Annotated in this window: 22 protein-coding genes and 3 tRNA genes; 9 read left to right on the top strand and 16 right to left on the bottom strand. The window is 66.9% G+C overall.

Annotation, left to right across the window (positions count from 1 at the left end; translation table 11 throughout):
• The first annotated feature begins 156 nt into the window (after window positions 1-156).
• Complete coding sequence (crgA, locus tag LBW94_RS29750) at window positions 157-420, top strand: cell division protein CrgA (RefSeq protein ID WP_225058147.1); 264 nt, start codon at window positions 157-159, stop codon at window positions 418-420.
• 69 nt (window positions 421-489) lie between these two features.
• On the top strand, window positions 490-1002 hold the full coding sequence (locus LBW94_RS29745; RefSeq protein WP_225058010.1) for a PH domain-containing protein: 513 nt from the start codon (window positions 490-492) through the stop codon (window positions 1000-1002).
• An 87-nt stretch (window positions 1003-1089) separates the two neighbouring features.
• On the opposite strand, the gene LBW94_RS29740 is transcribed toward LBW94_RS29745, so the two are convergent.
• Together LBW94_RS29740 and LBW94_RS29735 are read right to left on the bottom strand one after the other, a co-directional pair.
• Entirely contained in the window at window positions 1090-1959 is an 870-nt protein-coding gene (locus LBW94_RS29740; protein WP_225058009.1) for a rhomboid family intramembrane serine protease, read from the bottom strand.
• Window positions 1960-1980: 21 nt separating this feature from the next.
• On the bottom strand, window positions 1981-2508 hold the full coding sequence (locus LBW94_RS29735; RefSeq protein WP_225058008.1) for a peptidylprolyl isomerase: 528 nt from the start codon (window positions 2506-2508) through the stop codon (window positions 1981-1983).
• Between the two features lie 131 nt (window positions 2509-2639).
• Here LBW94_RS29735 and LBW94_RS29730 point away from each other — a divergent pair, with 131 nt between their 5' ends.
• Window positions 2640-2831: a hypothetical protein gene (locus LBW94_RS29730; protein ID WP_225058007.1), complete on the top strand. Its 192-nt coding sequence runs from the start codon at window positions 2640-2642 to the stop codon at window positions 2829-2831.
• A gap of 30 nt (window positions 2832-2861) precedes the next feature.
• Here LBW94_RS29730 and LBW94_RS29725 read toward each other — a convergent pair whose 3' ends face one another.
• The 3 genes from LBW94_RS29725 to LBW94_RS29715 all read right to left on the bottom strand — a co-directional run bounded on the left by LBW94_RS29725 (window position 2862) and on the right by LBW94_RS29715 (window position 6614).
• The gene (locus LBW94_RS29725; RefSeq protein ID WP_225058006.1) at window positions 2862-3695 is read right to left on the bottom strand and encodes an ABC transporter permease; all 834 of its coding nucleotides are present in this window, start codon (window positions 3693-3695) and stop codon (window positions 2862-2864) included.
• Entirely contained in the window at window positions 3692-4678 is a 987-nt protein-coding gene (locus LBW94_RS29720) for an ATP-binding cassette domain-containing protein (RefSeq protein WP_225058005.1), read from the bottom strand. The genes LBW94_RS29725 and LBW94_RS29720 overlap by 4 nt, the downstream gene beginning before the upstream one ends.
• A 922-nt stretch (window positions 4679-5600) precedes the next feature.
• On the bottom strand, window positions 5601-6614 hold the full coding sequence (locus LBW94_RS29715) for an adenylate/guanylate cyclase domain-containing protein (RefSeq protein WP_225058004.1): 1014 nt from the start codon (window positions 6612-6614) through the stop codon (window positions 5601-5603).
• A 270-nt stretch (window positions 6615-6884) separates the two neighbouring features.
• Here LBW94_RS29715 and LBW94_RS29710 point away from each other — a divergent pair, with 270 nt between their 5' ends.
• Window positions 6885-7814 carry a recombinase family protein gene (locus LBW94_RS29710; protein WP_225058003.1) on the top strand — a complete coding sequence of 310 codons (930 nt, stop codon included), beginning with the start codon at window positions 6885-6887 and terminating at the stop codon, window positions 7812-7814.
• 73 nt (window positions 7815-7887) lie between these two features.
• Here the strand turns inward: LBW94_RS29710 and LBW94_RS29705 are convergent.
• From LBW94_RS29705 to LBW94_RS29695, 3 genes are all read right to left on the bottom strand, one after another.
• Window positions 7888-7975: transfer RNA gene (locus LBW94_RS29705), tRNA-Ser, on the bottom strand.
• Between the two features lie 566 nt (window positions 7976-8541).
• Window positions 8542-9096, bottom strand: a complete 555-nt coding sequence (locus tag LBW94_RS29700; protein WP_225058002.1) for a flavoprotein — start codon at window positions 9094-9096, stop codon at window positions 8542-8544.
• Between the two features lie 36 nt (window positions 9097-9132).
• On the bottom strand, window positions 9133-10311 hold the full coding sequence (locus LBW94_RS29695) for a helix-turn-helix domain-containing protein (protein ID WP_225058001.1): 1179 nt from the start codon (window positions 10309-10311) through the stop codon (window positions 9133-9135).
• A 178-nt stretch (window positions 10312-10489) separates the two neighbouring features.
• On the opposite strand from LBW94_RS29695, the gene LBW94_RS29690 reads away from it, so the two are divergent.
• Together LBW94_RS29690 and LBW94_RS29685 are read left to right on the top strand one after the other, a co-directional pair.
• Complete coding sequence (locus LBW94_RS29690) at window positions 10490-10885, top strand: hypothetical protein (protein WP_225058000.1); 396 nt, start codon at window positions 10490-10492, stop codon at window positions 10883-10885.
• A 142-nt stretch (window positions 10886-11027) separates the two neighbouring features.
• Window positions 11028-11189 carry a hypothetical protein gene (locus LBW94_RS29685; RefSeq protein ID WP_225057999.1) on the top strand — a complete coding sequence of 54 codons (162 nt, stop codon included), beginning with the start codon at window positions 11028-11030 and terminating at the stop codon, window positions 11187-11189.
• Between the two features lie 432 nt (window positions 11190-11621).
• Here LBW94_RS29685 and istB read toward each other — a convergent pair whose 3' ends face one another.
• Together istB and LBW94_RS29675 are read right to left on the bottom strand one after the other, a co-directional pair.
• Window positions 11622-12470, bottom strand: a complete 849-nt coding sequence (gene istB, locus LBW94_RS29680; RefSeq protein ID WP_225062770.1) for an IS21-like element helper ATPase IstB — start codon at window positions 12468-12470, stop codon at window positions 11622-11624.
• Window positions 12467-13822 carry a Mu transposase domain-containing protein gene (locus LBW94_RS29675; RefSeq protein ID WP_225062769.1) on the bottom strand — a complete coding sequence of 452 codons (1356 nt, stop codon included), beginning with the start codon at window positions 13820-13822 and terminating at the stop codon, window positions 12467-12469. The genes istB and LBW94_RS29675 overlap by 4 nt, the downstream gene beginning before the upstream one ends.
• A gap of 133 nt (window positions 13823-13955) precedes the next feature.
• Here LBW94_RS29675 and LBW94_RS29670 point away from each other — a divergent pair, with 133 nt between their 5' ends.
• On the top strand, window positions 13956-14105 hold the full coding sequence (locus LBW94_RS29670) for a hypothetical protein (RefSeq protein ID WP_266272428.1): 150 nt from the start codon (window positions 13956-13958) through the stop codon (window positions 14103-14105).
• A 995-nt stretch (window positions 14106-15100) separates the two neighbouring features.
• Here the strand turns inward: LBW94_RS29670 and LBW94_RS29665 are convergent.
• Window positions 15101-17077: a hypothetical protein gene (locus LBW94_RS29665; protein WP_225058166.1), complete on the bottom strand. Its 1977-nt coding sequence runs from the start codon at window positions 17075-17077 to the stop codon at window positions 15101-15103.
• 36 nt (window positions 17078-17113) lie between these two features.
• Window positions 17114-17308, bottom strand: coding sequence for a helix-turn-helix domain-containing protein (locus tag LBW94_RS29660; RefSeq protein ID WP_225058315.1), 195 nt, complete (start codon window positions 17306-17308; stop codon window positions 17114-17116).
• A 149-nt stretch (window positions 17309-17457) separates the two neighbouring features.
• On the opposite strand from LBW94_RS29660, the gene LBW94_RS29655 reads away from it, so the two are divergent.
• Together LBW94_RS29655 and LBW94_RS29650 are read left to right on the top strand one after the other, a co-directional pair.
• Window positions 17458-18399, top strand: coding sequence for a helix-turn-helix domain-containing protein (locus LBW94_RS29655; RefSeq protein ID WP_225058167.1), 942 nt, complete (start codon window positions 17458-17460; stop codon window positions 18397-18399).
• Window positions 18392-19606 carry a tyrosine-type recombinase/integrase gene (locus LBW94_RS29650; protein ID WP_225058168.1) on the top strand — a complete coding sequence of 405 codons (1215 nt, stop codon included), beginning with the start codon at window positions 18392-18394 and terminating at the stop codon, window positions 19604-19606. Before LBW94_RS29655 ends, LBW94_RS29650 begins: the two co-directional genes overlap by 8 nt.
• Before the next feature lie 70 nt (window positions 19607-19676).
• Here the strand turns inward: LBW94_RS29650 and LBW94_RS29645 are convergent.
• The 4 genes from LBW94_RS29645 to LBW94_RS29630 form a co-directional block, all read right to left on the bottom strand.
• Window positions 19677-19749 (bottom strand) — tRNA-Ala (locus tag LBW94_RS29645).
• Between the two features lie 11 nt (window positions 19750-19760).
• Window positions 19761-19868, bottom strand: coding sequence for a DLW-39 family protein (locus LBW94_RS29640; protein ID WP_225058169.1), 108 nt, complete (start codon window positions 19866-19868; stop codon window positions 19761-19763).
• A gap of 29 nt (window positions 19869-19897) precedes the next feature.
• Window positions 19898-19971: transfer RNA gene (locus tag LBW94_RS29635), tRNA-Ile, on the bottom strand.
• A gap of 126 nt (window positions 19972-20097) precedes the next feature.
• A complete protein-coding gene (locus LBW94_RS29630) occupies window positions 20098-21081 on the bottom strand; it encodes a DUF3566 domain-containing protein (RefSeq protein ID WP_225058170.1) in 984 nt (327 codons plus the stop codon).
• Window positions 21082-21093: the final 12 nt, after the last annotated feature.

Raw genomic sequence — 21093 nt, 5'->3', positions numbered from 1 at the left:
CGAGCCCCGGACGTATACCCAGCTGGGATAGCCTTTAGGTCAGACGGGCAGGTGGCCGGCGTGGCCCACGTGGCAGACGACACGACACGCTGCAACCTGCGCTCACCGGCGGGCCAGCGCTCGCCGGACGACCTGTACGCCGAATTCGAGGACGTCATGCCCAAGTCGAAGGTCCGGAAGAAGACCGATTACTCGATCACACCGACCAGTCGCATCCCGGTCAAGGTGAAGGTCGGGCCGTCTCCGGTCTGGTACATCTCCATCATGCTCGGCTTCATGCTGGCCGGGCTGGTCTGGCTGCTGGTCTACTACCTCGGTGCCGACCACATCGGCTGGATGAGCGATCTGGGAGCCTGGAACTTCCTGATCGGCTTCGGCCTGATGGTGATCGGCCTGATCATGACCATGCGCTGGCGCTGATCCACAGCCGGCTGTGGATATCCACACCTGTGGATAGCTATGTGGACAACTCGAGGAGCAATGGGGGACGTGACCGAACAGCCGCAGGTGGGACCGCGCCTCACCTGGTCCACTCCCCTGCCCGCTCTGATCGTCGCGACGCTCGGCGCGGTCGCGCTGGGCGTCGCCGCCGTGTTGTCCACAGATCCGCCCGGTCGCCTGTTGATCGGCCTGGGTGCGGTATTGCTGCTGGTCCTGGCCCTGATCGGGTTCCGGCAGCGGCCGCGGCTCGAGGTGCGGACCGGCACCGGGGCCGACGGTCCGCGGTTGATCGTGCGGGGTGTGCTCGGGCCTGTGGAGTACGCGCCCGAACAGATCCGGCGGGCCCGGGTCGTCAGTTTCCCCAGGCTCGGCCGCCGTGTCCCCAACCTGGAGCTCGACGTCGAGCACCGCGGTGACGAGCGGCTGTTGATATTCGGCCGCTGGGATCTGGGAACTCATCCACAGGATGTGCTCGACGCACTCGTCGTGCATCGGCTGGCCCGGCTGAGCGACGCCTATCCCGGTGAGATCGGGCCGGACGATCGGCCGGGCGCCTGGTGATGACCAGGCCGTGAGCCGATCACCGGCCCCGATCGCCCCGGCGGATCCGGTCGACCGGGGCCGGTGATCGGCTGTGGACAACTGCGGTCAGGCGGCGATACTGGCCGCCGCGCCCACGATGGCGATGATCGCGAGCAGCGCCACCCCGGCCACCGCGGCCCAGCCGATCGTCCGCACCGATTCCCGGGTCTTCGCACCCAGCCACTGCGGCAGGAACAGGATGCCGACGGCGGCCAGCGTGCCGGCGGTCAGACCACCCAGATGACCCCACAGCGAGATGCCCGGCAGCGAGACACTGATGATCAGGTTGATCGCGATCAACACCAGCATCTGCACGGGACTCTGCCGCAATCGCAGCAGGATGACCGTCATCGCCCCGAACAGGCCGTAGATCGCGCCGGAGGCCCCGGCGGTGGCCGTGTGCTGCGCCAGCCACATCACCGCCGCCGAACCACCCAGCAATGCGGTCAGGTAGACCGCGAGATAGCGGGACCGGCCCAGCACCAGCTCGGTGTCCCGGCCCAGGATGTAGAGCGCGAACATGTTCACCGCCAGGTGGATCGGCCCGTAGTGCAGGAATCCGGCGCCCAGCACCCGCCCCCACTGGCCCTGGTCCGCGACCAGTTGCGGCGCCAGCACCCAGTCGTAGAACAGCCGCGACATCTGATTGTCGGAGACGCTGTGCGCCTGCGCGGCGGTCGCGGCGAAGACCGCGACGTTCACCGCGATCAGCCCGTAGGTGGCATACGGCGTCGGACGCCCGGCCACCGCACCCGCAGCGGTCCGGACCGGCGCTGCCTGGGCGGACTCCTCCCGCACGCAGTCGACACAGTGCTGCCCGACCGCGGCCGGGCGCAGGCATTCCGGACAGGCCGGCCGCCCGCACCGCGTGCATGCCAGGCCGGTGGCCCGGTCGGGGTGGCGGACGCAGGTCGGTGCGGGCGGATTCGGGTTCACGTCACAACACAACCAGAAAATTCAGGCCAGGGTGATGCCGGAGATCGCGATCGGATCCTTCGGCCGGTCGTTGCGATCGGTGGGGACGGCGGCGATGGCGTCGACCACCTTCCGGGAGTCCGGATCCAGCACCTCACCGAAGATGGTGTGCCGCCGGTTCAGATGCGGCTGCGGGCTCACCGTGATGAAGAACTGCGAGCCGTTGGTGCCCGGCCCCGCATTCGCCATGCCGAGCAGGTACGGCCGGTCGAACCGCAACTCCGGATGGAATTCGTCGGCGAACTGGTACCCGGGCCCACCGCGACCGGTATCGGTCGGATCGCCCGTCTGAATCATGAAGCCGTCCATCACGCGGTGGAAGACGACGCCGTCGTAGAACGGACCGGAGGTACCGCCGGCGGCGTTCTTCGAGGTGTACGAGGCGGATCCGTCGGCCAGGCCGACGAAGTTCCGCACCGTCCGGGGGGCGTGGTTACCGAAGAGCGAGATCCGGATGTCGCCGAGGCTGGTGTGCAGCGTGGCCACGGCAGTCTGATTCGGTGAGGTCACGCGACCATGGTGCCACGCACGGATCGGGCCGCCCGGGACCACCACCCGGCGCGAATGTCCGTGGTCCGCGACACGCGGGCGGCACGACCTGCCGCGCTGCGCGAACGACGCCACTGTGTCACAGTGGTCGCATGGCTCTGGGGAGTATTCGGGAATCCGGTCGGTTGCGTAATCGCCTCGTCGTCGTGGCACTCATCGCGCTGGTCACCGCCGTCGCCGGCGTGCTGCGCTCGCGCCGCCCCCAGCTCGCGCCGCCGGTGCCCGAACCGCCGCGCATCGGCTACTCCCGCAACGGCGCCGCGCCCAGCACCGTCTCGGTCTGATTCACCGCGTCTCGCCTGCGCGACCGGCCGTCAACGGCTGACCGTGCGACGGAACTGACGCAGCGCCAGCGGCACGAAGATCACCAGGATCACCACCACCCAGACGAGGGTCGTGACGGTCGGATGCCGCATCGACCACACCGCCTCGGACGGCAGCACGGCCGTATCGTTGCCGAACAGTTCGCGAGTGGCCTGGGTGACCGCCGACACCGGATTCCAGTCCGCGAAAACCCGTAGTGGCGTGGGCAGTTCGCGACTGGGCACGAAGGTGTTGGCGATGAAGGTGAGCGGGAAGATCACCACGAAGCTGGCGTTGTTGAAGACCTCGGGCGCGCGGACCAGCAGCCCCACCACGGCCATGATCCAGGACACCGCGTACGCGAACACCAGCAGCAGGACATAGGCCAGCACCGCGTCCAGCAGCGACCCCCGGATGCGCCAGCCGACGGCCAGTCCGGTCAGCGACATCACCACCAGGCTGACCACGTTGATGACGACATCCGCGAACGTGCGGCCGATCAGCACCGCGGCCGGCGTCATGGGCAGCGATCGGAACCGATCGATGATGCCCTTCTGCATATCCTCGGCGAGGCTGGAGCCGGTGAAGGTGGCGCCGAAAACGGCTGTCTGCGCGAAGATCCCGGCGATCAGGAACTCCCGGTAGGAGGTGCCCTCCAGCTTGATCGCCGAGCCGAACACGTAGGCGAACAACAGCACGAACATGATCGGCGACAACGTCGAGAAGATCAGCACGTCGGGCACCCGGCGGATCTTGACCACATTGCGCTTGGTGATGGTGAGGCTGTCGGCGACGAGATCGGTCAGCCGATCGGACAGCGAGGTGCGCTCGGTGAGCGTGGTCATCGGGTGGCTCCTTCCGCCGGCTGCGGCGCGGCGCCGGGGGTGTCGGCCGCCTCGTGGCCGGTGAGCGTGAGGAAGACGTCGTCGAGCGAGGGGCGGCGCAGGGCCACGTCGCGAATGGCCACCCGGCGCTCGGTGAGCCGGCCGACCGCGTCCGCCAGGGCCTGGGCGCCGTCGCTGACCGGCACGGTGATCCGCCGCAGCGCGGGCTCGGGATGGATCTCGCCGACCGCCAGCCCGGCCAGGGCCTGCCGGGCGATCTCCAGATCGCCGGCCTGTTCCACCGTCAGCTCGATGCGATCGCCACCGACCAGCGCCTTCAGCTCGTCGGCGGTGCCACTGGCGATGACCCGGCCGTGATCGATCACCGCGATCGAGTCGGCGAGCCGGTCGGCCTCCTCCATGTACTGGGTGGTCAGCAGCAGGGTGGTGCCACCCGCGACGAGTTCCCCGATGACCTCCCACAGGTCCAGCCGGGCCCGGGGATCCAGCCCGGTGGTCGGCTCGTCGAGGAACAGCACCGGCGGATCGGCGACCAGCGCCCCGGCCAGGTCGAGGCGGCGGCGCATGCCGCCGGAATAACCCTTCACCGGCCGATCGGCGGCCTCGGTGAGCCGGAACCGGGCCAGCAGTTCCCGGGCGCGTTCCTTGCTGCGTTGCACGCCCAGGTGGTACAGCCGCCCCACCATCTCCAGATTCTCGAAGCCCGTGAGGTATTCGTCGACCGCGGCGTACTGCCCGGAGGTGCCGATGTGCGCCCGCAACCGCTGCGGCTCGCGCAGCACGTCGATCCCGGCGACGGTGGCGCGGCCCGCGTCCGGGGTCAGCAGCGTCGTCAGCACCCGGACCGTGGTGGTCTTGCCGGCGCCGTTGGGACCCAGCAACGCGGTGACGGTGCCGGCCGGAACGGACAGGTCGAGCCCGTCCAGGGCCACGAGCCGGCCGTATCGCTTGACCAGTCCCTCGGCGATGATGGCGTCGGGCATGACACTCCTGACTGGGCGGGGCCCGGGCTCGGGCCCTCGGTGCAGCCAGTATCGCGGAGGGCACCGACAAGTTTCACCCCGATTCATCCCCAGCCCTGTTCCCCGCCGTCATCCCCAGATTCGGCCCAGGTCGGCGGCACTTTCTCCACAAGTTGTCCACAACCGTGCAGTTCCTCTGCACATCGATCGGCCCCGGACTGCACAGGTGATCCACGGGGAGAACCGGATTCGTGCACAGCCGGTTCACACCTCGGCCCCCGGCACGAACGGCGAGGCCGCATCCCGGACCCGGCGGTGCTCGGGGGGTGCCGGGCGGGATGCGGCCTCGTGATCAATGGTGGTCCGCGGGCGCCGTGAAATCCCGAGTAGTGCGGTACGCGTCTTTCGTTTCCGGCGTACTCGATGGGCTGTGGTCGACACGCCGGACGATCCGGACGACGCGGACGCGAATCGGGATATGCACGGCCGCTACGCACCGCGACACCTCCGTTCGACCGCCCGCGGATCCCCGCTCGGAACCGCCGCGAGAAACCTCGGAAAGCCCTGGTGCACAAGGCATTCGGCCGCCCTCGGCAGGACCCGGGAGGTACCCGCCGAGGGCCGGTCTCACGATCGCGAACAGCGCCTGTGAAAAAACTTTGCGAAGTGGCCACGCTCATACGCCCGGAACCGGCGATCGTCGCGTAGGATCGAACACGTCGGCCCCTCCCCCCCGGGCCGACCTTACGCGGGCCTCGGCTAACTCCCCCCCTTCGCCGAGGCCCGCTCCTATTTCCGGGTACTTCCGCCGTGCGTTTCCGGGTACTTCCGCGTAGCCGCGAAACCGGTCACGGACCCCCGCTCCGGCGGGCCCGTCCGGCACTCACCTCACTCGGGCGTGCCGACTGTCCCCAGCACATTCCACCGGCCGATCAGCGGTCGCTCACCGCGCGGCGCGTCGCAGCACATGCGAGCGCAACCGGCTGAAACCGCGTACCCGGACACTGCGCAGCTGCCGCAGGGCGAACATCTGCTCGCCGGCCAGCCGCGCGGCCGCGCCGTCGTCGATCAGTACCGTGCCCGGCCGCGCCACACCCGTCAGCCGCGCCGCGATGTTCACCGTCGAGCCGTACAGGTCTCCGAACCGTTGCAGCACGTCCCCGTACGCCAGGCCCACGCGCAGTTCGGGGGTGGTGCCGTCCCGCCGGGTCGCCTCCTGGATCGCCAGGGCGATGTCGGCGCCCGCGACGGCCGTCTCCGCGGCGAACATCACCTCGTCGCCGACGTTCTTGATCACCCAGCCGCCGTGCGCGGTGATCGCCTCGGTGCCGACGGTCTCGAACGTCTCCAGCAGTTCGGTCAGCTCCTCCGGATCCAGATGCCGGGTCAGCCGGGTGTACCCGACCATGTCGGCGAAACCCACCGCCAGATCGCGCACGATGCCGCCGGGGTGGTCGCTGTCGCTGTCGATCGACCGCGCCAGCGCGGCCGCCAGATGCCGCCTCCAGGCGTACGCCTGGAGGGCCTGTAGCCGCGACAGCACCTCGTCGGTGGCCGCCTGCGCCGCCGCCTCGCGATCCGCGCCCGGATCGGCGGCCAGAGTATCTGCCAGCCGGGTGGTGATCTCGGCGACCACCAGATCGACCTGCCACTCCGCCAGCCGCGCCATCGACTGCCCGAGGCTGCGGACGACGGCCTGCTGCTGCCGCGGATCCGCGGCGGCCAAGGTGTCCAGACTCCGGAAATTGCGCACGGCCGCGATATCGGCCTCGGTGTACTCGTGCGCGGAATCATCGGGATCGGCCGCGAAACCGAGCGAAACCCACAACCGCCGCGAAACCTCCGACGGCACCCCGGAACGCTGTGCCACTTCGGCCCGGCTGTAGCGCCGCGGCCCGTTCAGCAACGCCGGCTCCACCACCGACTGCACCAGTTTCGACAATTCCGCGGAGGCCATGAATTCGACAGTACGGGCCGGAACGACGTCCGAAGAATGGGCTGGTGATTTATCACAGGCGCTCCCATCAGGGCATATACCTTCTACTGGATACAGAAGAACTGTGTCCACCGATCGACTATCGGCGGCGATCGCGATACGGAACCCGGTGAGTCGTCAGGTCCGCACCCCCGCCACCCCGGACTACCGCCCGGGTCGGGGCCGGGATGCGGCCCAGCGCCGCACGGTACCCTCACAGGGGTAACAGTGAACCGGAGGGCATAGGTAACAGTGAGTCGTGCGTACGGATGGCAGCGGGACGGCCGCACCGTCGACCCGGTCGAGGCCGACGAGATCCGCCTGTGGGCGCGCTACATGCTGGCCGACGTCGACCCCGCGCCGTCGCAGCGGGGCCTGGTCGACGAACTGAGCGCCCGCGGCGTCACCACCGTCAGCGGGAAGCCCTGGCGTGCCATCGTCATCCGCCGCGCACTCACCGCGCCCCGGATGATCGGCATGAAATTCGACGACACCGGCCGCCTGGTCGACGCGGATATGGAACCGATCCTGGATTGGGAAACCTGGCAACGGCTGCGGGCGGTACTCGACGATCCGCAACGCAGCGTGAAGTTCGCCCCGAACCGGAACCGGCCGCCGGCGTTGCTGAGTGGCGGCCTGGCGCGCTGCGGGGCCGACGGATCGGCGCTGCATCACTCCGGCGGCCGCCACGGCAGCTATGCGTGCAGCGTCCGCGCCGGCGGCTGCGGCCTGTCGATCGCCGCACCCCTGCTGGAGGCCGACGCCACCCGGCGGCTGCTGGCCCGGCTCACCGACCCGGCCGGTAGGCAGTCGCTCGGCCGCGGGCAACCGGCCGAGGCCGAAGCGCTGGCCGAACTCGACGAACTCCAGGCACGGCTGCGCACCCTCGGCGAGGACTACGCCGACGGTGCGATCGAGCGCGACACGATGCTGTCGGGCACCGAGCGCGCCCGGGAGCACATCCTCCGAGCCCGGAAACGCGCCGAACGCGCCCGGCTGCTGACCGCGTTACCGGACGCGTCGACGGAGAATTCGCCCCCGCTCGACGGCTGGTGGAACACCGCTACCGACGCGGACCGGCACACCGTCCTGGCGGCCGTCTTGGACCACGTGATCGTGCGGCCGTCGGAGGGCCGGACCGTCATCGGCGCCGACCGGCTGGAATATCACTGGTACGAATGACCGGAAAAGAAAAACGGCCCCGACAGACTGTCGAGGCCGGAGATTCGTCCGGAATCCGAGCCGAACCTTTCGATGGTGGAGCCTAGGGGAATCGAACCCCTAACCCCTGCTTAGCGGACAGGGGCCGATGAGGATTCTCATCGGCCCCTGTCCGTGCTTCCACCTGCTTATATGCCGAGGAGCACCGACCCATCGGTTCCTGTCGAATCGCACCGATTCCCGCTGAAACCGTGTCGTTAGCGTGTCACGGTTCGAGTGCAGCGAACGGCCTGGTACTGGTTACCTCGGGCGTAGTCGGACCTGACGTACCGGAGGATCAACGGCAGACTCGACCCACCTACCCATCGGCCGCATCGAAGGTTGCTTTCTACGCCAACGCTCAGCGTCCGAGCGGGACGGCGGTGAATCGGAGAAGAAAAGCAGCGGTCCGGCCGAGTCCAAGACATTCCTGATTCGGTTCACGCTTGCTGGTGACACCAAGTCCGAGCCGTCGCTGAAGGCTGAGAAGGGAAGTTGGGGCCGGCCCTTGGTGATTCACCGCCAGGTCCCGGGACACCCCACGGGGGTAGGTCGAATCCCCAGTCAGAACCCACCAATGACCCAGCCTCAGACCAGTTTGCTCGGTGCCAAGTTTCCCCGTGATGTGAAGAAAGGGCCGGAGCCCGGATCTGTGCGACGCTGGCCGAAACGGCCAGTCCCGAACGGCATCGGCTACAGCGACGCTGAGCTACTTCCCGACCGCGAATCGGGGATGCTCGTGCAGCGCGCGCCAGGCACCCTCCCACGGGAAACGCTCGCGAGCGGCACCGCCGGACTTCGGTTCGTGCGGCGGGTCCTCCGATAACACGGTCACGCCCCACTGCGACAGCTTGCGCACAGCCTCGCCGATCGGCGGGAAGCTCAGCAGGGCTCGGTTCACGAACGGCACAGCGACCACAGGCAGGCCCAGCCCGACCGCTTCGACCAGCAACCCGAGCGGCAACGTGTCGGAGATGCCCGTGGCCCACTTCGCCAGCGAGTTCGAGGTGATCGGCGCGACGATGATCCCGTCGGCCGGCGGTAGCGCGTCGGGGGCTCCAGGGTCCTTGTACTGACTGCGCACCGGGTGCCCGGTCTTGGCCACCAGCTCGTCAACGTCGATGAACCGCCGCCCCTCCGGCGAAGCGATCACGCACACATCCCATCCGTCGCCCTGGGCGAGATCCACCAGCGCGCCGACATTCGCCGCGACGGTCGAGCCGGTCACGATGGCGTACAGGACCGGAATTCCCTGCTCGTTCATGCCCTTATCGTGTCAGCCTCGCGGCCCGCCGTCCGGCTACAGCGACGCACCCAGCCAGGAGGCGAACCCGAGCAGGCTGTCCGACTGGCGGCGCTGCGCCGCGGCGATGCCGTAAACGGTCTCCCGGACCGACGGGTGCAGGCGAGTCTGCTGTGGAGCCACGGTGCGAGCCTTGTTCAGTGCCGCCAGCGCCTTGTCCGGCTTACCTGCCATGAGCCAGGCGCGGGCATTGTCCTGCCAGTGATGCCCGGCCCGAGGGGCGGCTACGTCGGACGGCAGTTGCAGCACGGCACCGTCCCGAGCGGCCTTGCCAGGGTCGCCAGCTTCCAACTCGACTGCGCACGCATGGATCTCGACATTGCCCGGACCGAAATCGGTTGTGTACAAGTCGCTCTCACGATTCATCGTATTAGCGATCCGGCGGGCTTCTTCGATGTGGTCGCGCGCCGAATCCAGCCGCAGGCCACGCGCGGCCACGATCGCGGCGCGAAGATGCCCGTATCCGCGCAGTACGCGCTCCCCCTCGCTGTCTCCGGGCAGCAACTCGAGGCCACGATCTACCAGCGACATCGCTACGTCGGTCGAGCCGTACGACATGAGGAGCCGTGACCGTTTCATCAGACTGCGAACCGCGTAGCCGCGATCTTCGGCATGCCCAGCCGCCCAGTCCAGCCGATCAAGCACCAACGCCGTCAGCGACGAGTATCCGAGTCGGCAGCATGCGCCTTCGGCTGCGACGTATGCAGCACACAGCATCTCGTACGCGCGGGTGCGCTCCCGATCATCTCGAGCAGACTGCGCCGCACCGTGCAGTTGCCGAATCAGACCGGGAAGCAACGCCAGTGCACGCCGCGTTTTGTCGTCGTGCAAGGCTGTCTCCACCCTCGCCAATTCGGCGGCCAACTCCGATGATGGCGGCGGCTGAGCAGCCAGCACGTACGCGCCTTCGGCCAACACCGCCCGCAGTTCGGCAAGCCCTTCGAGTGGGCCGTCTTCTTCCAAGGTCTCGACGAAAGGCGTTCCTTGTAGCCTGTCCGGCTCCACTCCGAGCGCCCTCGACACCGCTGCGATGAATCCAGGCGAAGCGACCTCCCGGCCCTGCTCAACCGCCTTGACCATGCTCAGGCTGTACAAAGCACGCCCGGCCAACTGCCGTTGGCTCAGCCCGGCAATCTTGCGCTCGGCGGCGATCCGCTGTCCCACATGCTCGCCCATGAACCGAGCGTAGATCGATGCCTACCGGCTGTCCCTCTGTCCCATCGCTGGCCCTCGCCGGTCTTGCCAGCCACGAAGCTCGGTAGTGGCCCCGCCGCCGGGTCGGAATCGGCCCACCTCGTCAGGTTCCCCGGCGGCGGGTGCCTTCCAGATATCGGAGACAGGCAGGGGTGACGACGTGATCGTGTCCAGGAATACGGATCGGCTTCTCTTCCGGACGGTGAAGGATGTCGTCTCGGCCATGTGGGAGATCCCCGCCGGCGGTGTCGCCCGGATCATGCACCTCAACGATCCGCAATCCCGGTTCCCGGCTCGGCGGTGGCCGAACGAGCCGATGCGGGAACTCCCGGACGGCCACATTGCTTTCGGCCCCGAACCACACCAGCGTCCGACGCTGGACCAGGTCCGGGAGATGCTGCCGCAGTACGCGGGCCTCTGGGACGAGATCCGGGAAGAGTCGCTGATCAATCACACAGTGCTGGTCGTCAACAACCGGCCCTCGGGATGCAACATCGGCCGGATGTTCACCTCTGCCGACGGCTTGACCGACTGGACCGAGCGGGTACGACGATGATCACGGAAAGTTCCCTACCACAACGGATTCCGCGTCGATCGGACGATGCGCAGCCGTGGGAGGTTCGGGAACCGTATCGGCCGATCGAGTTCGCCGGACCCGAGGAGATCGAAGCGACGCTCGAGGCCATGCGGGACGCGCGATGGTGACCCTCGTCGGTGTGGTGGCGATCGTGGCGGTATGCGCCGGTGTGGTGTTCGTGTCGTTCACCTGGCCGAACCGCACACGAACCACGCTCCAACCGTCCGGCAAGCTGAAAAAGCTTGTAGAGCAAGGGATCAGGGGAAACCGTGGCGCTGACTGAGCCGTATGTCACCGTGACCGCTTCGGGCAACGGAGCGGTCTGGCAGGCGGACGGACCCGTGATCCGGGTCGCGTCGTTCTGGGTCGAAGACCACACAGTCACCTACTTCTCCCCGCGTCCGTTGTCCGACTGCATGGACCACATGCCCCTCACACTCACGCTGGCGGTGTGGGGACACTACGACGAATTCGCTGGCAGAGAAGGTGTTTTGACCTACTTGGAGAGAGAGCATGGGGTATGACGGTCCGGATGCCGACCCTGAGGACGATGGTCCGGCCACGTTTCAACAAGCTTGGCTGGAAGATTTGTCGCGGTACGAGCGGTGGGGGTGGATGGAGAAGGCCGAGGAACTGCGGCGGCAAGGCCCTGACTGCGCTCATCGAAATTCCCCAACTGGGCTCGTCGAAATGCCTCACCCGTGGGCGGTCACGATTATAGGGGCTCGCGATTGCCGGTGGTTGCCCGCCGGAGGTTGTCCGCGGTTGCGTGATGATCGCGTAGCCGGTAGGAGTCGCCGTCGAGGTTGATGACCATCGACCGGTGTAACAGGCGGTCCAGGAGTGCGGCCGCGACGGTGTTGTCTCCGAGGATTTCGCCCCACGACCCGACACCTCGGTTGGTGGTGATCACGATCGAGGTCTTCAAATATCGTTGCGAGACAACCTGAAACAAGGCTGATGCCGCCTCGGCCGGCAACGGCAGGTAGCCCAGTTCGTCGATGACGAGCAAGGCCGGTCCGGCGTAGAACCGCATGGTGGTCGCCCACCGGCCCTCGATCGCCGCGCGGTGGCAGCGGGCAGCCAGATCGGCGGCGGTGGTGAAGTAGGTGCGGTAACCGGCGTGGGCGGCCGCGCGGGCGAGTCCTGTTGCCAGATGGGTCTTTCCGGTGCCGGGGGTGCCGATCAGCAGGACGTTGGTCGCGGATTCGAGGAACCGGCAGGTGCCGAGCTCGTCGAGCAGCGGCCGGTCGATCCCGGAGGCGGCATCGACGTCGAAGTTGTCCAGCGACGCGGGGGTTTGCAGGTTCGCGAACCGGAGACGCCCGTTCAGCCGGCGGGCTTCGGTGTCGTCGACCTCGATGCGTAGTAGTTTCTCCAAAGTCGCTGTCGCCGAGAGGTTCTGCGCGACGGCGTCTTCGAGGATCCGTGGGAGGGCTTCGGCGGCGGCGTGGAGTTTCAGCGTCGCCAGATGCGAGCGGAGCTGCTGGTAGCGGGTCGCGGTCTCGTCGGCGCCGGCGGCTTTCGTGGCTCGGCGGGCGGTCTTGTTCGGGCTGGTGGTCATTTGCGGCTCCTGGCGGTGGCGGCGCGCTCGTAGGCGGCCAGATCGGTGATGTTGCTGGTGACCGCCGATGCGGCTGTGCTGGTGTCGGCGGGATCGGCGGCTGCCCGCAGGGCCGCGGCGGCGGCGCGGGCGGCGTCGCCGGGTGGGATGCGTTCCTTGCGGCGGTGCGGGCGGCCGGTGTTCGCCGACTCCATCGCCGCGCGGTCGAGCGCGACGACGTGGCCGTGGTCACGGACCGTGGCGCCGAGGCCGTCGGCGGCGCGTTCGTGTCGGGCGATCACGATCCCGGCTGTGGTGGCGATGTCGATGGTGTTGCCGCGTAACGGTTGTGCGACGATGACCGTCGCCGCGGCCAGCTCGGGAGGCACCGAGTAGCGGTTGCCGCGCCAGGAGATCATCGCCTGCCGGGACACAACCCTCGGTTCGGTGACCATCGCCGGATACGGGTCAGCAGGTAACGGCCGCAATGGTTCTCGTGCCGCGATCGTCGCGACGCTGGCCCGGCCGTCGGCGGTCGGCCGCAGCCGGGTGTCGGTGCGCAGTGAACAGAACTTGTCCAGGCTCGCTTGTGCCTGTTCGACGGTGAGTTCGTCGGCGAGGGTGCGCCACCAGCGTTGCGCGGCAGTGTGATTGGCTTTCTCGACCACTCCTTTGCGGTTGCCGGCGCGGGCCGGGCAGATCTCCGGCAGCACGGCGTAGTACTTGAGCACCGCGGCGAACGACGCGGTGACCTGCCCCGACGACGGATAGCAGACAGTGGACATGCGGTCGAACCGCCACGACCCGGTCACCCCGCCCAGGGCGCGAGCGACCCGGTCCAGGCCCTCGATCAGGTGCGGCTGGTCGGTGGCCGGCGCGAGATAGCCGCGCCAGCGGCCGGAGTGGGCCAGGGACCCGACGAGCAGGTGCGCGTTCGCGCCCCACCCCCACGACTGCGGTGGGTTGGGCAGATCGACCCAGTCCCATTGGGTTTCACCACCGGGTGGGTGCGCGATGACGGCATTGGGGCGTTCGGTCACCCTCCGGCAGGCTTGGCAGACCGGACGGAGCTTGCGGGCGCGGATGTTGCGGGTCAGCGACTGATACGACAACCCGAACCCGAGAGGTTCGAGCTCGTCGAACAGGGTTTGCGCCCACAGGTGCGGGTCCTCGGTCAGGCGGGCGGTCACATAGTCCACGAACCGTTCGAACGGGTCGGGCTGGTGTCGTTTCCGGACCCCGGGCTGGCGTTCCCCGGCCAGATAGGCGCGGATCGTCTTGCGGTCGCGGCCGGTGTGGCGGGCGATCTGGGAGATCGTCCAGCCTCGGGCGCGCAGGGCACTGATTTCCACATCTTCCTCACGTGTCAACATGGAAAAGCGGGCCTCCTCCGAACGAAACTGCTGGTCAGGTGTGGTAACCACCAGCTTCGGAAGAGGCCCGCCCTTCACGACGAAGCCACACGGGCAAATGGGGAATTTCGATGAGCGTCAGTGGGGAGATTCAGTGAGCGCCGTCAGCCCGCCCCCGCCGATGGTGTCGGACGGGTACGGCGGCAAGCTCGCCTACTACCGGCATCATGCCGACGCGGGCGATCCGGAAGCGATCGAGGTCTACCAACGGTTGATCGCCGAAGGCCCGGCAGGCTACACGTAAGCGATCTCTGGCGGGGTGCGGTATCCGGTCTCGGCTCGAGGGTCTGGCGGGCACCGGACCCGCCCCACGGGTGGAACCCTCACCGACGAACACGACGCGATCGTATGCAGCGGCAGCCTCGAGCACTGGCTCTGGCACCACGATGTACCCGGCACCGACCGATAGACCCCGTGCTGTGCGGGTCGAGCGGGCACCGCGTCACGACCGTGAGTCCATCCAGGGGATATCCGCCCACGAATGACCCTGGAAGATGCCTGTTTCCGCTGTTCAGGCACCGGAACAGTCCGTTTCTTGGCGAAAAACGGCCCCGTATAAAAAAATTCATGACTAGGGCGGGGGTCATGGGGGCCGGGGGTCGGATTTTTCCGGGGCCTGCCCCCGCCGACGTGCTTCTACCCGGACAGGGCGACCATCATCGGTGACGGTCACTACGGATCGGAACGATTCCGGAACCCGTACAAACAACTCGGCGGTATGCCTGCCGATGACGGTTTCAGTCCTCTCCCTGGTCGGAAAAACCGGCCATGGCGCACGCATGGGGGCGAGTGCTATGTGTCCCGGTGAGCATCGCCAGGTCCGGGGGTAGTCCCCCACCCCTCCCCCGGCTGTCCGAGCGGCATCGGGATGCCCTGCGCATTTTCGTCGGTACGGGTTCCCCAGCGTTCGGCCAGAGATTCCGCGCCACCTCTACCCGACTCCTTCGAGCATGAGTTGGGGGCGGCACACCCGGTGCCGATCGAAGACGAACTTCCGAGGCAACTCCTCGCCGCACACCGCGCACCGTCGCGGGTAGTTACCGGCCGTACGGCAGCGCCGACACAGCGCGGTCGCGTTCAGTTCGAGGTCATCGTGAACCTGGCGGCAGATCGGGCAGCGCAGCCCTGCGACATCCGCCAGCGGTTCGGGCTCACCCGATCCGGCTGTCGAATCACTTGCCACATCCGTAGATCTCTGGTCGGTATCACCAACCACAGGGACTCAAGTCCCACTGGGACTCACAGAATCTCCGCTGGTAGAGCGGGATTACCAGGATGAGTCCCTGGGGACTCGGGTCCGTCGGTGGACAAGGTGTAGACCGGCTTGCTGTCGGGACCGGATTCGAGGATCTGGCCGGAGTCGAGCAGATCCGAGAGCGCGGCATCGAAGTTGGCGCGGATATCTTCCTTCATCCTCCGGCGCAGTGGCGAACGCCCGGCCGGGCCATCGGTAAGAGATCGAAGAATCGAGTTTCGGGCGCGCTGGAACTTCCGGTCGCTGAGTATCTCCTCACGCTCCGCGCTCGCCAGCGCACGAGCGTGGTTGGCGCGGCGCTTCTGCTCGGTTGCTGCTCGCTGCACACTCGCACGCGTCCCGTCCGAAACGGCCATCACCACACCGGCAAGAGCCCAATCCTGCGCGTCGATCACCGTCCGGCCATCCAGCACCATCAGCGCCGCTGCAACCTTCAAACGGGACAGCAACCCGTGCCCGTCCAGCGTTTCAGCTTCATCTGTGCCGCCACGCAATCGAGCCAACCGCGCCGCGTCGATCTCTTGCCGGGCAACATCCGGAATCGGCAGCGGACCAGGCTGCCAGTCACGCAAACGCACCTTCCACACCGCCGGCTCGGCGGGCGCTTGGTCCGGCGCATCCGGATCGGCGACCGGCAACCACAGGAACCGTTGCGGAGTACCACCGTCGGCCCCGTCGAGCAGCGCCCCCGCCCGCAACGGCTGCGCTCCGACCACCAGGCAGGCCCGATAGCTGTGCGCGGAAACCACTGTACGTGTCGTCTTCTGGGCGTTGTTGAAGCCGATCTGTTCACCGCTGTACAACTTGCGCAGCTCTGCTTCAAGTGTGGCTCCGGTACGCGCGAACAACGCCTTCATAGTGTCGACCTCCGGCGCTGTAAACACCGCTCGATCCCTCAGGTTCGGTGCATCGTCGTCGGCACCCGCCGGGCGGAAACTCCGAGCGATTCCCTCGCCGGACCCCAGAGGAAACTCCGGCACGTCGACCACGACCCGGCCGGTCGGGTCGTAGCAGCAGACCAAGGCATCCCGCGCCGCGGCTTCACACGCACCCTTACCGCTACCCGACGGGCCGACCAGCGCCGTGAACAAGTTCAACGACATCCGGCCGCCGACCGTCGCGGGCAACGTCACCGTCGGCGGGACGGCAGCCACTGCGCGCGCCAGCACCACGCCGAGAGTTCCCCACGGCCCCGCCCGTCGCGCTCGCGCGAACTCCAGCACATGCGCCAATACCGGGCGCGCACTCCAGAACCCCACCACCGGATCGACCGGCGACGACGCCGACGCCTGCCACGGCACAGGTACCAGCTCACCTATCCCGAGCCCGGCAGCGATATGGTCGGCCAAGTCTTTACCTTCACGAGCCTCGACAATCGCCACAGATGCGGCGGTGCCGACCAGCAACTTCGCCACCGCCTTGGCCCGCGCCCGGCCCACGTCGTCTTTGTCCTGGACCACGACGACGCGCCTGCCGCGTAGCGGCGACCAGTCGGCCCGCTCCGGCGAGGTGCGCGCGCCCTGGGCTTGCGACACCGCGAACACCCCGACCGCGGTCGCGGCCCGCACGTCTTTCTCTCCCTCCACCACGTACACCACCGAATCCTGATCGGTAGGCGGGTTGTCGATATTGAACAGGGCGCGGCCGGACCTGGTGCCGCTCTGGCTGAAGGTCTTCTTCCCATCCCGGTACGAGCGGGTCACTGTGCGGCCATCGGCGTACCGATACGACGTACGCGGCGAATCGAACAGATCCGCCATCGTCAACCCGAGCGCAGTGAGCATCTCCTCACGGTCCTGGTTGAAACACCAGACCAGCACACCGTCCGGATACCGGCGGAACATCGTTCCCCGATCCGAAGAACCATGGCCCGGGGTGGACGCTGAGCCACGATCACCCTTGTCGTCTACCGTGCACCCGTACTCACGCAGGCAGGACACGAATTGGTCGTAGGCGCTCACCGGCCCGCCATCTGACCTACCTTGTACCGCCACCGATCAGTCCTCGAATTGCTTTCTCTCCCAGTCAATTACGTCACTGAGTAGGTAGCGGCAGTACTTGCCCATGCGGACATAGCGCGGCCCCTTCTGCGGCTGCTGGGATGCCCACACGGCCAATGTCTTGGCCGGGATCTTCAGGCGTTGGGCCAATTCGTCGCGGGTGAGCCACTGATCATCTGCTGTGGTCGGCACGGCCAACTCAACCTCCGGTGTTCGGTTCTTACGGGAAGCGCTCAAGCACCACCGGTCACAACGATAACGCATGAAGTTACATCTATCTTAGAAGCTAATGTTATAGTCACAACGAGAAAATATGAGAAGCGACAGGAAGATGTAGAACGTTGGATGTTGACCGTGCGATCGGTAAGCGGATCGAGGCGCGCCGTATCCACCGAGAGTGGAGCCAAGAGGAGCTTTCGAAACGGCTGCGGGAAGTCGGAGTGAACTGGAGTCAGGTCACCTTGTCCAAGGTTGAGAAGGGACAGCGACCAGTCAAGCTCGCCGAAACCCTCCCGGTCTCAACCGTCCTGGGCATCGAGCCTCTAGCTCTGGTCCCAGGATGGGGAGGGCTCGCCACGCTGAGAGCCCGAGCCGACCAGAACCTTCAACAGGCCATGCACCGGGTTCACCAGACCACGAGCATCCTCAACCATGCCCGCCACGAACTGAAGGGCATACGGGCAAAGGCCGAACTGTTCCATCTGTGCTGCGAGCTAGAGGAGGGCAGACGTGGACCACGCCAATACGTGGTCAACTGCCGCAACGAAAAGGAATTCCTCGAACTGCTGGACGGCACCGTACAGGAGTTCGACCGGGTCGATGCTGGCGAACGAGACTGGCTCGACCTCATGGAAGAACTGGGCATCGGTCGCAGCCGCATTCGCAACGCACGCGCGCAGATCAGCGGGGACCTGAACGACGCCAACGACCAGGTCACCTACCGTCGCGCATGGGAAGTTCCACCCTATGCAATAGACATCCCTCGTGACACCGAGTGGGGGGAACACCTGCTGCAACCCCCTGAACTGGAACCGATCCTGAACAACGGCCGACTTCAGCGCGCCTTGACGTGCGGCATGGCGTTGTCGCTGTTCCGTAGAGAGTTCGGCGAGACCATCGTGTTCAGGGCCGGAGATACGAAGTGGTTCCGTGCGGGAGACGAAGAACCCTTGATGGTTCGGGGTCTGAAGGGAGATCGGTCGCACCCGCGCTCCCACCACAAGCCCGACACTACTGCCGACGATACCGACGAGACGTACCCCGGAAAGAACGGAAATGGCTAGACAACCCCTCCAGATCGGCACCTACGGCAAGATCAGCTGTAGGCAGCAGGACAACGGCAGTTGGCGCGCCACCACCCGCCACCGCGACGACGACGGCGAAACCCGGACGGTGCAAGCGTTCGGACCGACGAAGACCCGCGCCGATGCCAATCTCAAGAACAAGCTTCAGAAGCGAACCAACAAGCGCGGCACGGCGATCACCCGAGATACCAAGCTCGCCGAGTTGGCGGACAAATGGCTGTCCGAACTCACGTTCGAAGATGGCGTGACGCAACAGACCATCGACCTGTATCGCGACGAGATCGACGTATCCACCGACCCACGGGCGCGGAAGGACACGATCAAAATCAAGTCGGCACTTGGTGGAGTCAGGGTCTGGGAAGCTTCCACATCACGACTCGACCAGCATCTCAAGAAGGTTGCCGAGGTGGGCAAGGAAAAGGCCCGCCGGCATCGCGTGATCTTGTCCGGGATGATGGGTCTTGCTGCCCGGCACGATGCGATCGATCAGAACCCAGTGCGCGAGGTAGCGCGGATACGCAAGAAGCGTGAGAAGCCTCGAGCGGCCGATCTGGCCACGCTGCAAGCCCTTCAGGCACAGCTGGCGGTCTGGTTGTCTGGAGAAAAGATCCCCGGCACTCCGGCATACACCAGCGGACCGAAGCGGAGCCGAGCCATGCTGGATATCGCGGACGTGCTACTGGCGACCGGCGCGCGGCCGGGCGAGGCGCTGGCGGTCCGGTGGTGCGATCTCGACCTTGCCGCCACAGCCCCCACGCTCACGATCTCCGGCACGATTGTTCGGAACTCGGCGAGGGGCTTGCATCGCCAGGAGTGGACGAAGACCGATGCCGGGTACCGGACCGTGAAGCTACCGAAGTTCGCGGTGGACACCCTGCTTCGGGTAAAGGTGGACGCGGTGCCGAACAAGTTGGACTTGGTGTTTCCGGACCGCAATGGTGGCATCCGCGAGCCACACAACTTCCGCCGGGTCTGGCGGCAAGCACGCGGAGACGACTTCGCATGGATCACGCCGAAGACATTCCGCAAGTGCGTGGCTTCGATCATCGCTGAGGACTACGGGCCGGAGGACGCGGCAAGCCAACTCGGGCATGCAGACGGAGGGGCGATTGCTCGCAAGCACTACATCGATAAGCCTCATGAGGCGCCGGACTTTACGGCAACGCTCGACCGGTTTGCGAGCTGAATCCGTGTCATTTCCGTGTCATTCGATCGAATCTCTATTCGATCGAACCAGCGTTTCCGCTGGTAGAGAGTGGAGCCTAGGGGAATCGAACCCCTAACCCCTGCCTTGCAAAGGCAGTGCTCTGCCAATTGAGCTAAGGCCCCTGACCGGGAAATCAGCGCGTGGTGACCTCGTGCCACAAAGCGGCATCGTCACGCTGGCGGAACCGGCTGATGGCGAAGGCCACCGCGGCCACGACACCGATCGTGAGAAAGTACTTCATGAACCCCACCCTACTGTGCTGTTCTCCAGTGGGCCTAGGAGGACTTGAACCTCCGACCTCTTCGTTATCAGCGAAGCGCTCTAACCGCCTGAGCTATAGGCCCTCATCCGATTCGAGTGTGTGACTCGAACGAGTTGGAAGATTACCGTACGGCGGCCCGGAAGACCAAAACGGCCGGTACCAGGCCCGGAAGGGGCGGTACCGGCCGTCGGCGGCAGCGGGCGCCGGACTAGTCCGGATCGGCGAGGGTGACCTGGATACCGCCGACCAGATCGGTGCACTGGTTGTAGATGAACACCCCGATCGTCGACAGCGCCGTGATCAAGACCACGTTGATGAGCCCGATCACGGCCGCGTAGCCGAAGACCGAGCCGGCGCCGATCAACGACGACGAACCGCTGTCGGACACCATGTCGGTGGTGAAGGTGTTGATCCGGTCCCACACGCCCATGCCGGACAGCACGATGTAGAGGAAGCCGACGGCGAGCATCCACACGAAGAACATCGCCACGCTGATCACCAGCGACACCTTCAGCGTCGACCAGGGGTCGATGTGGCGCACCTGCACGGTGGCCCGCAACGGCTCACCGGTGACCGCCGCCTGGGCGACCGCGGCCGGGGCCGTCGGCGAGATGCGCTGCTGCGGGCCGGTGGCGTCCAGCAGCGGCGCCGCCACCGGCGGTGGCACGGGGGCCATCGGCAACCCGGGCTGCGGGGCGGCCGCCGGGGCCGTCGGCAGCGGATGCCGCAGCTCCGACAGATCGGGCATGTCCTTGATCAGCTCCGGCCGCGCGATGCTGCGGGTCGGGCCGTCGATGCCGACCGACTTCACCATCGCCGCCTCCTTGCGGGCGGCCTTGGCGGCGAGATCGGCGGTGGTGCGGGCGTTGCTGACCCCGGCATTGAGCCCGACCGAGCGGCCGCCGGTCACCGGGACGTGGCCCGGACGGTTCAGGTTGGACTGCGGCTCACGCTGCGGCAGCTGCGACGAACCGTTCCCACCGTCGGCCTTCGGACCGGATCCGCCCGGCTCGCCGATATCCAGTGTCTTGTCCAGCTTTTCCGTCGCCGAATTCTCCGCGGCACTACCCGGCCCGCCCTCACCCGACGCCGGCCGCGGAATCGGCCGCGGCGGAATCGGCGACGGTGCGACCCGCTCGGTCACACCGTTGGCGTGGTGCCGATCGTCATTCGGCTGGTTCGGAGTGGTCAATGTCGGAAGTCC

It is taken from the genome of Nocardia sp. alder85J (assembly GCF_020176955.2).
Lineage (GTDB): Bacteria > Actinomycetota > Actinomycetes > Mycobacteriales > Mycobacteriaceae > Nocardia.
This window is presented reverse-complemented; position numbering and strand designations above follow the sequence as displayed.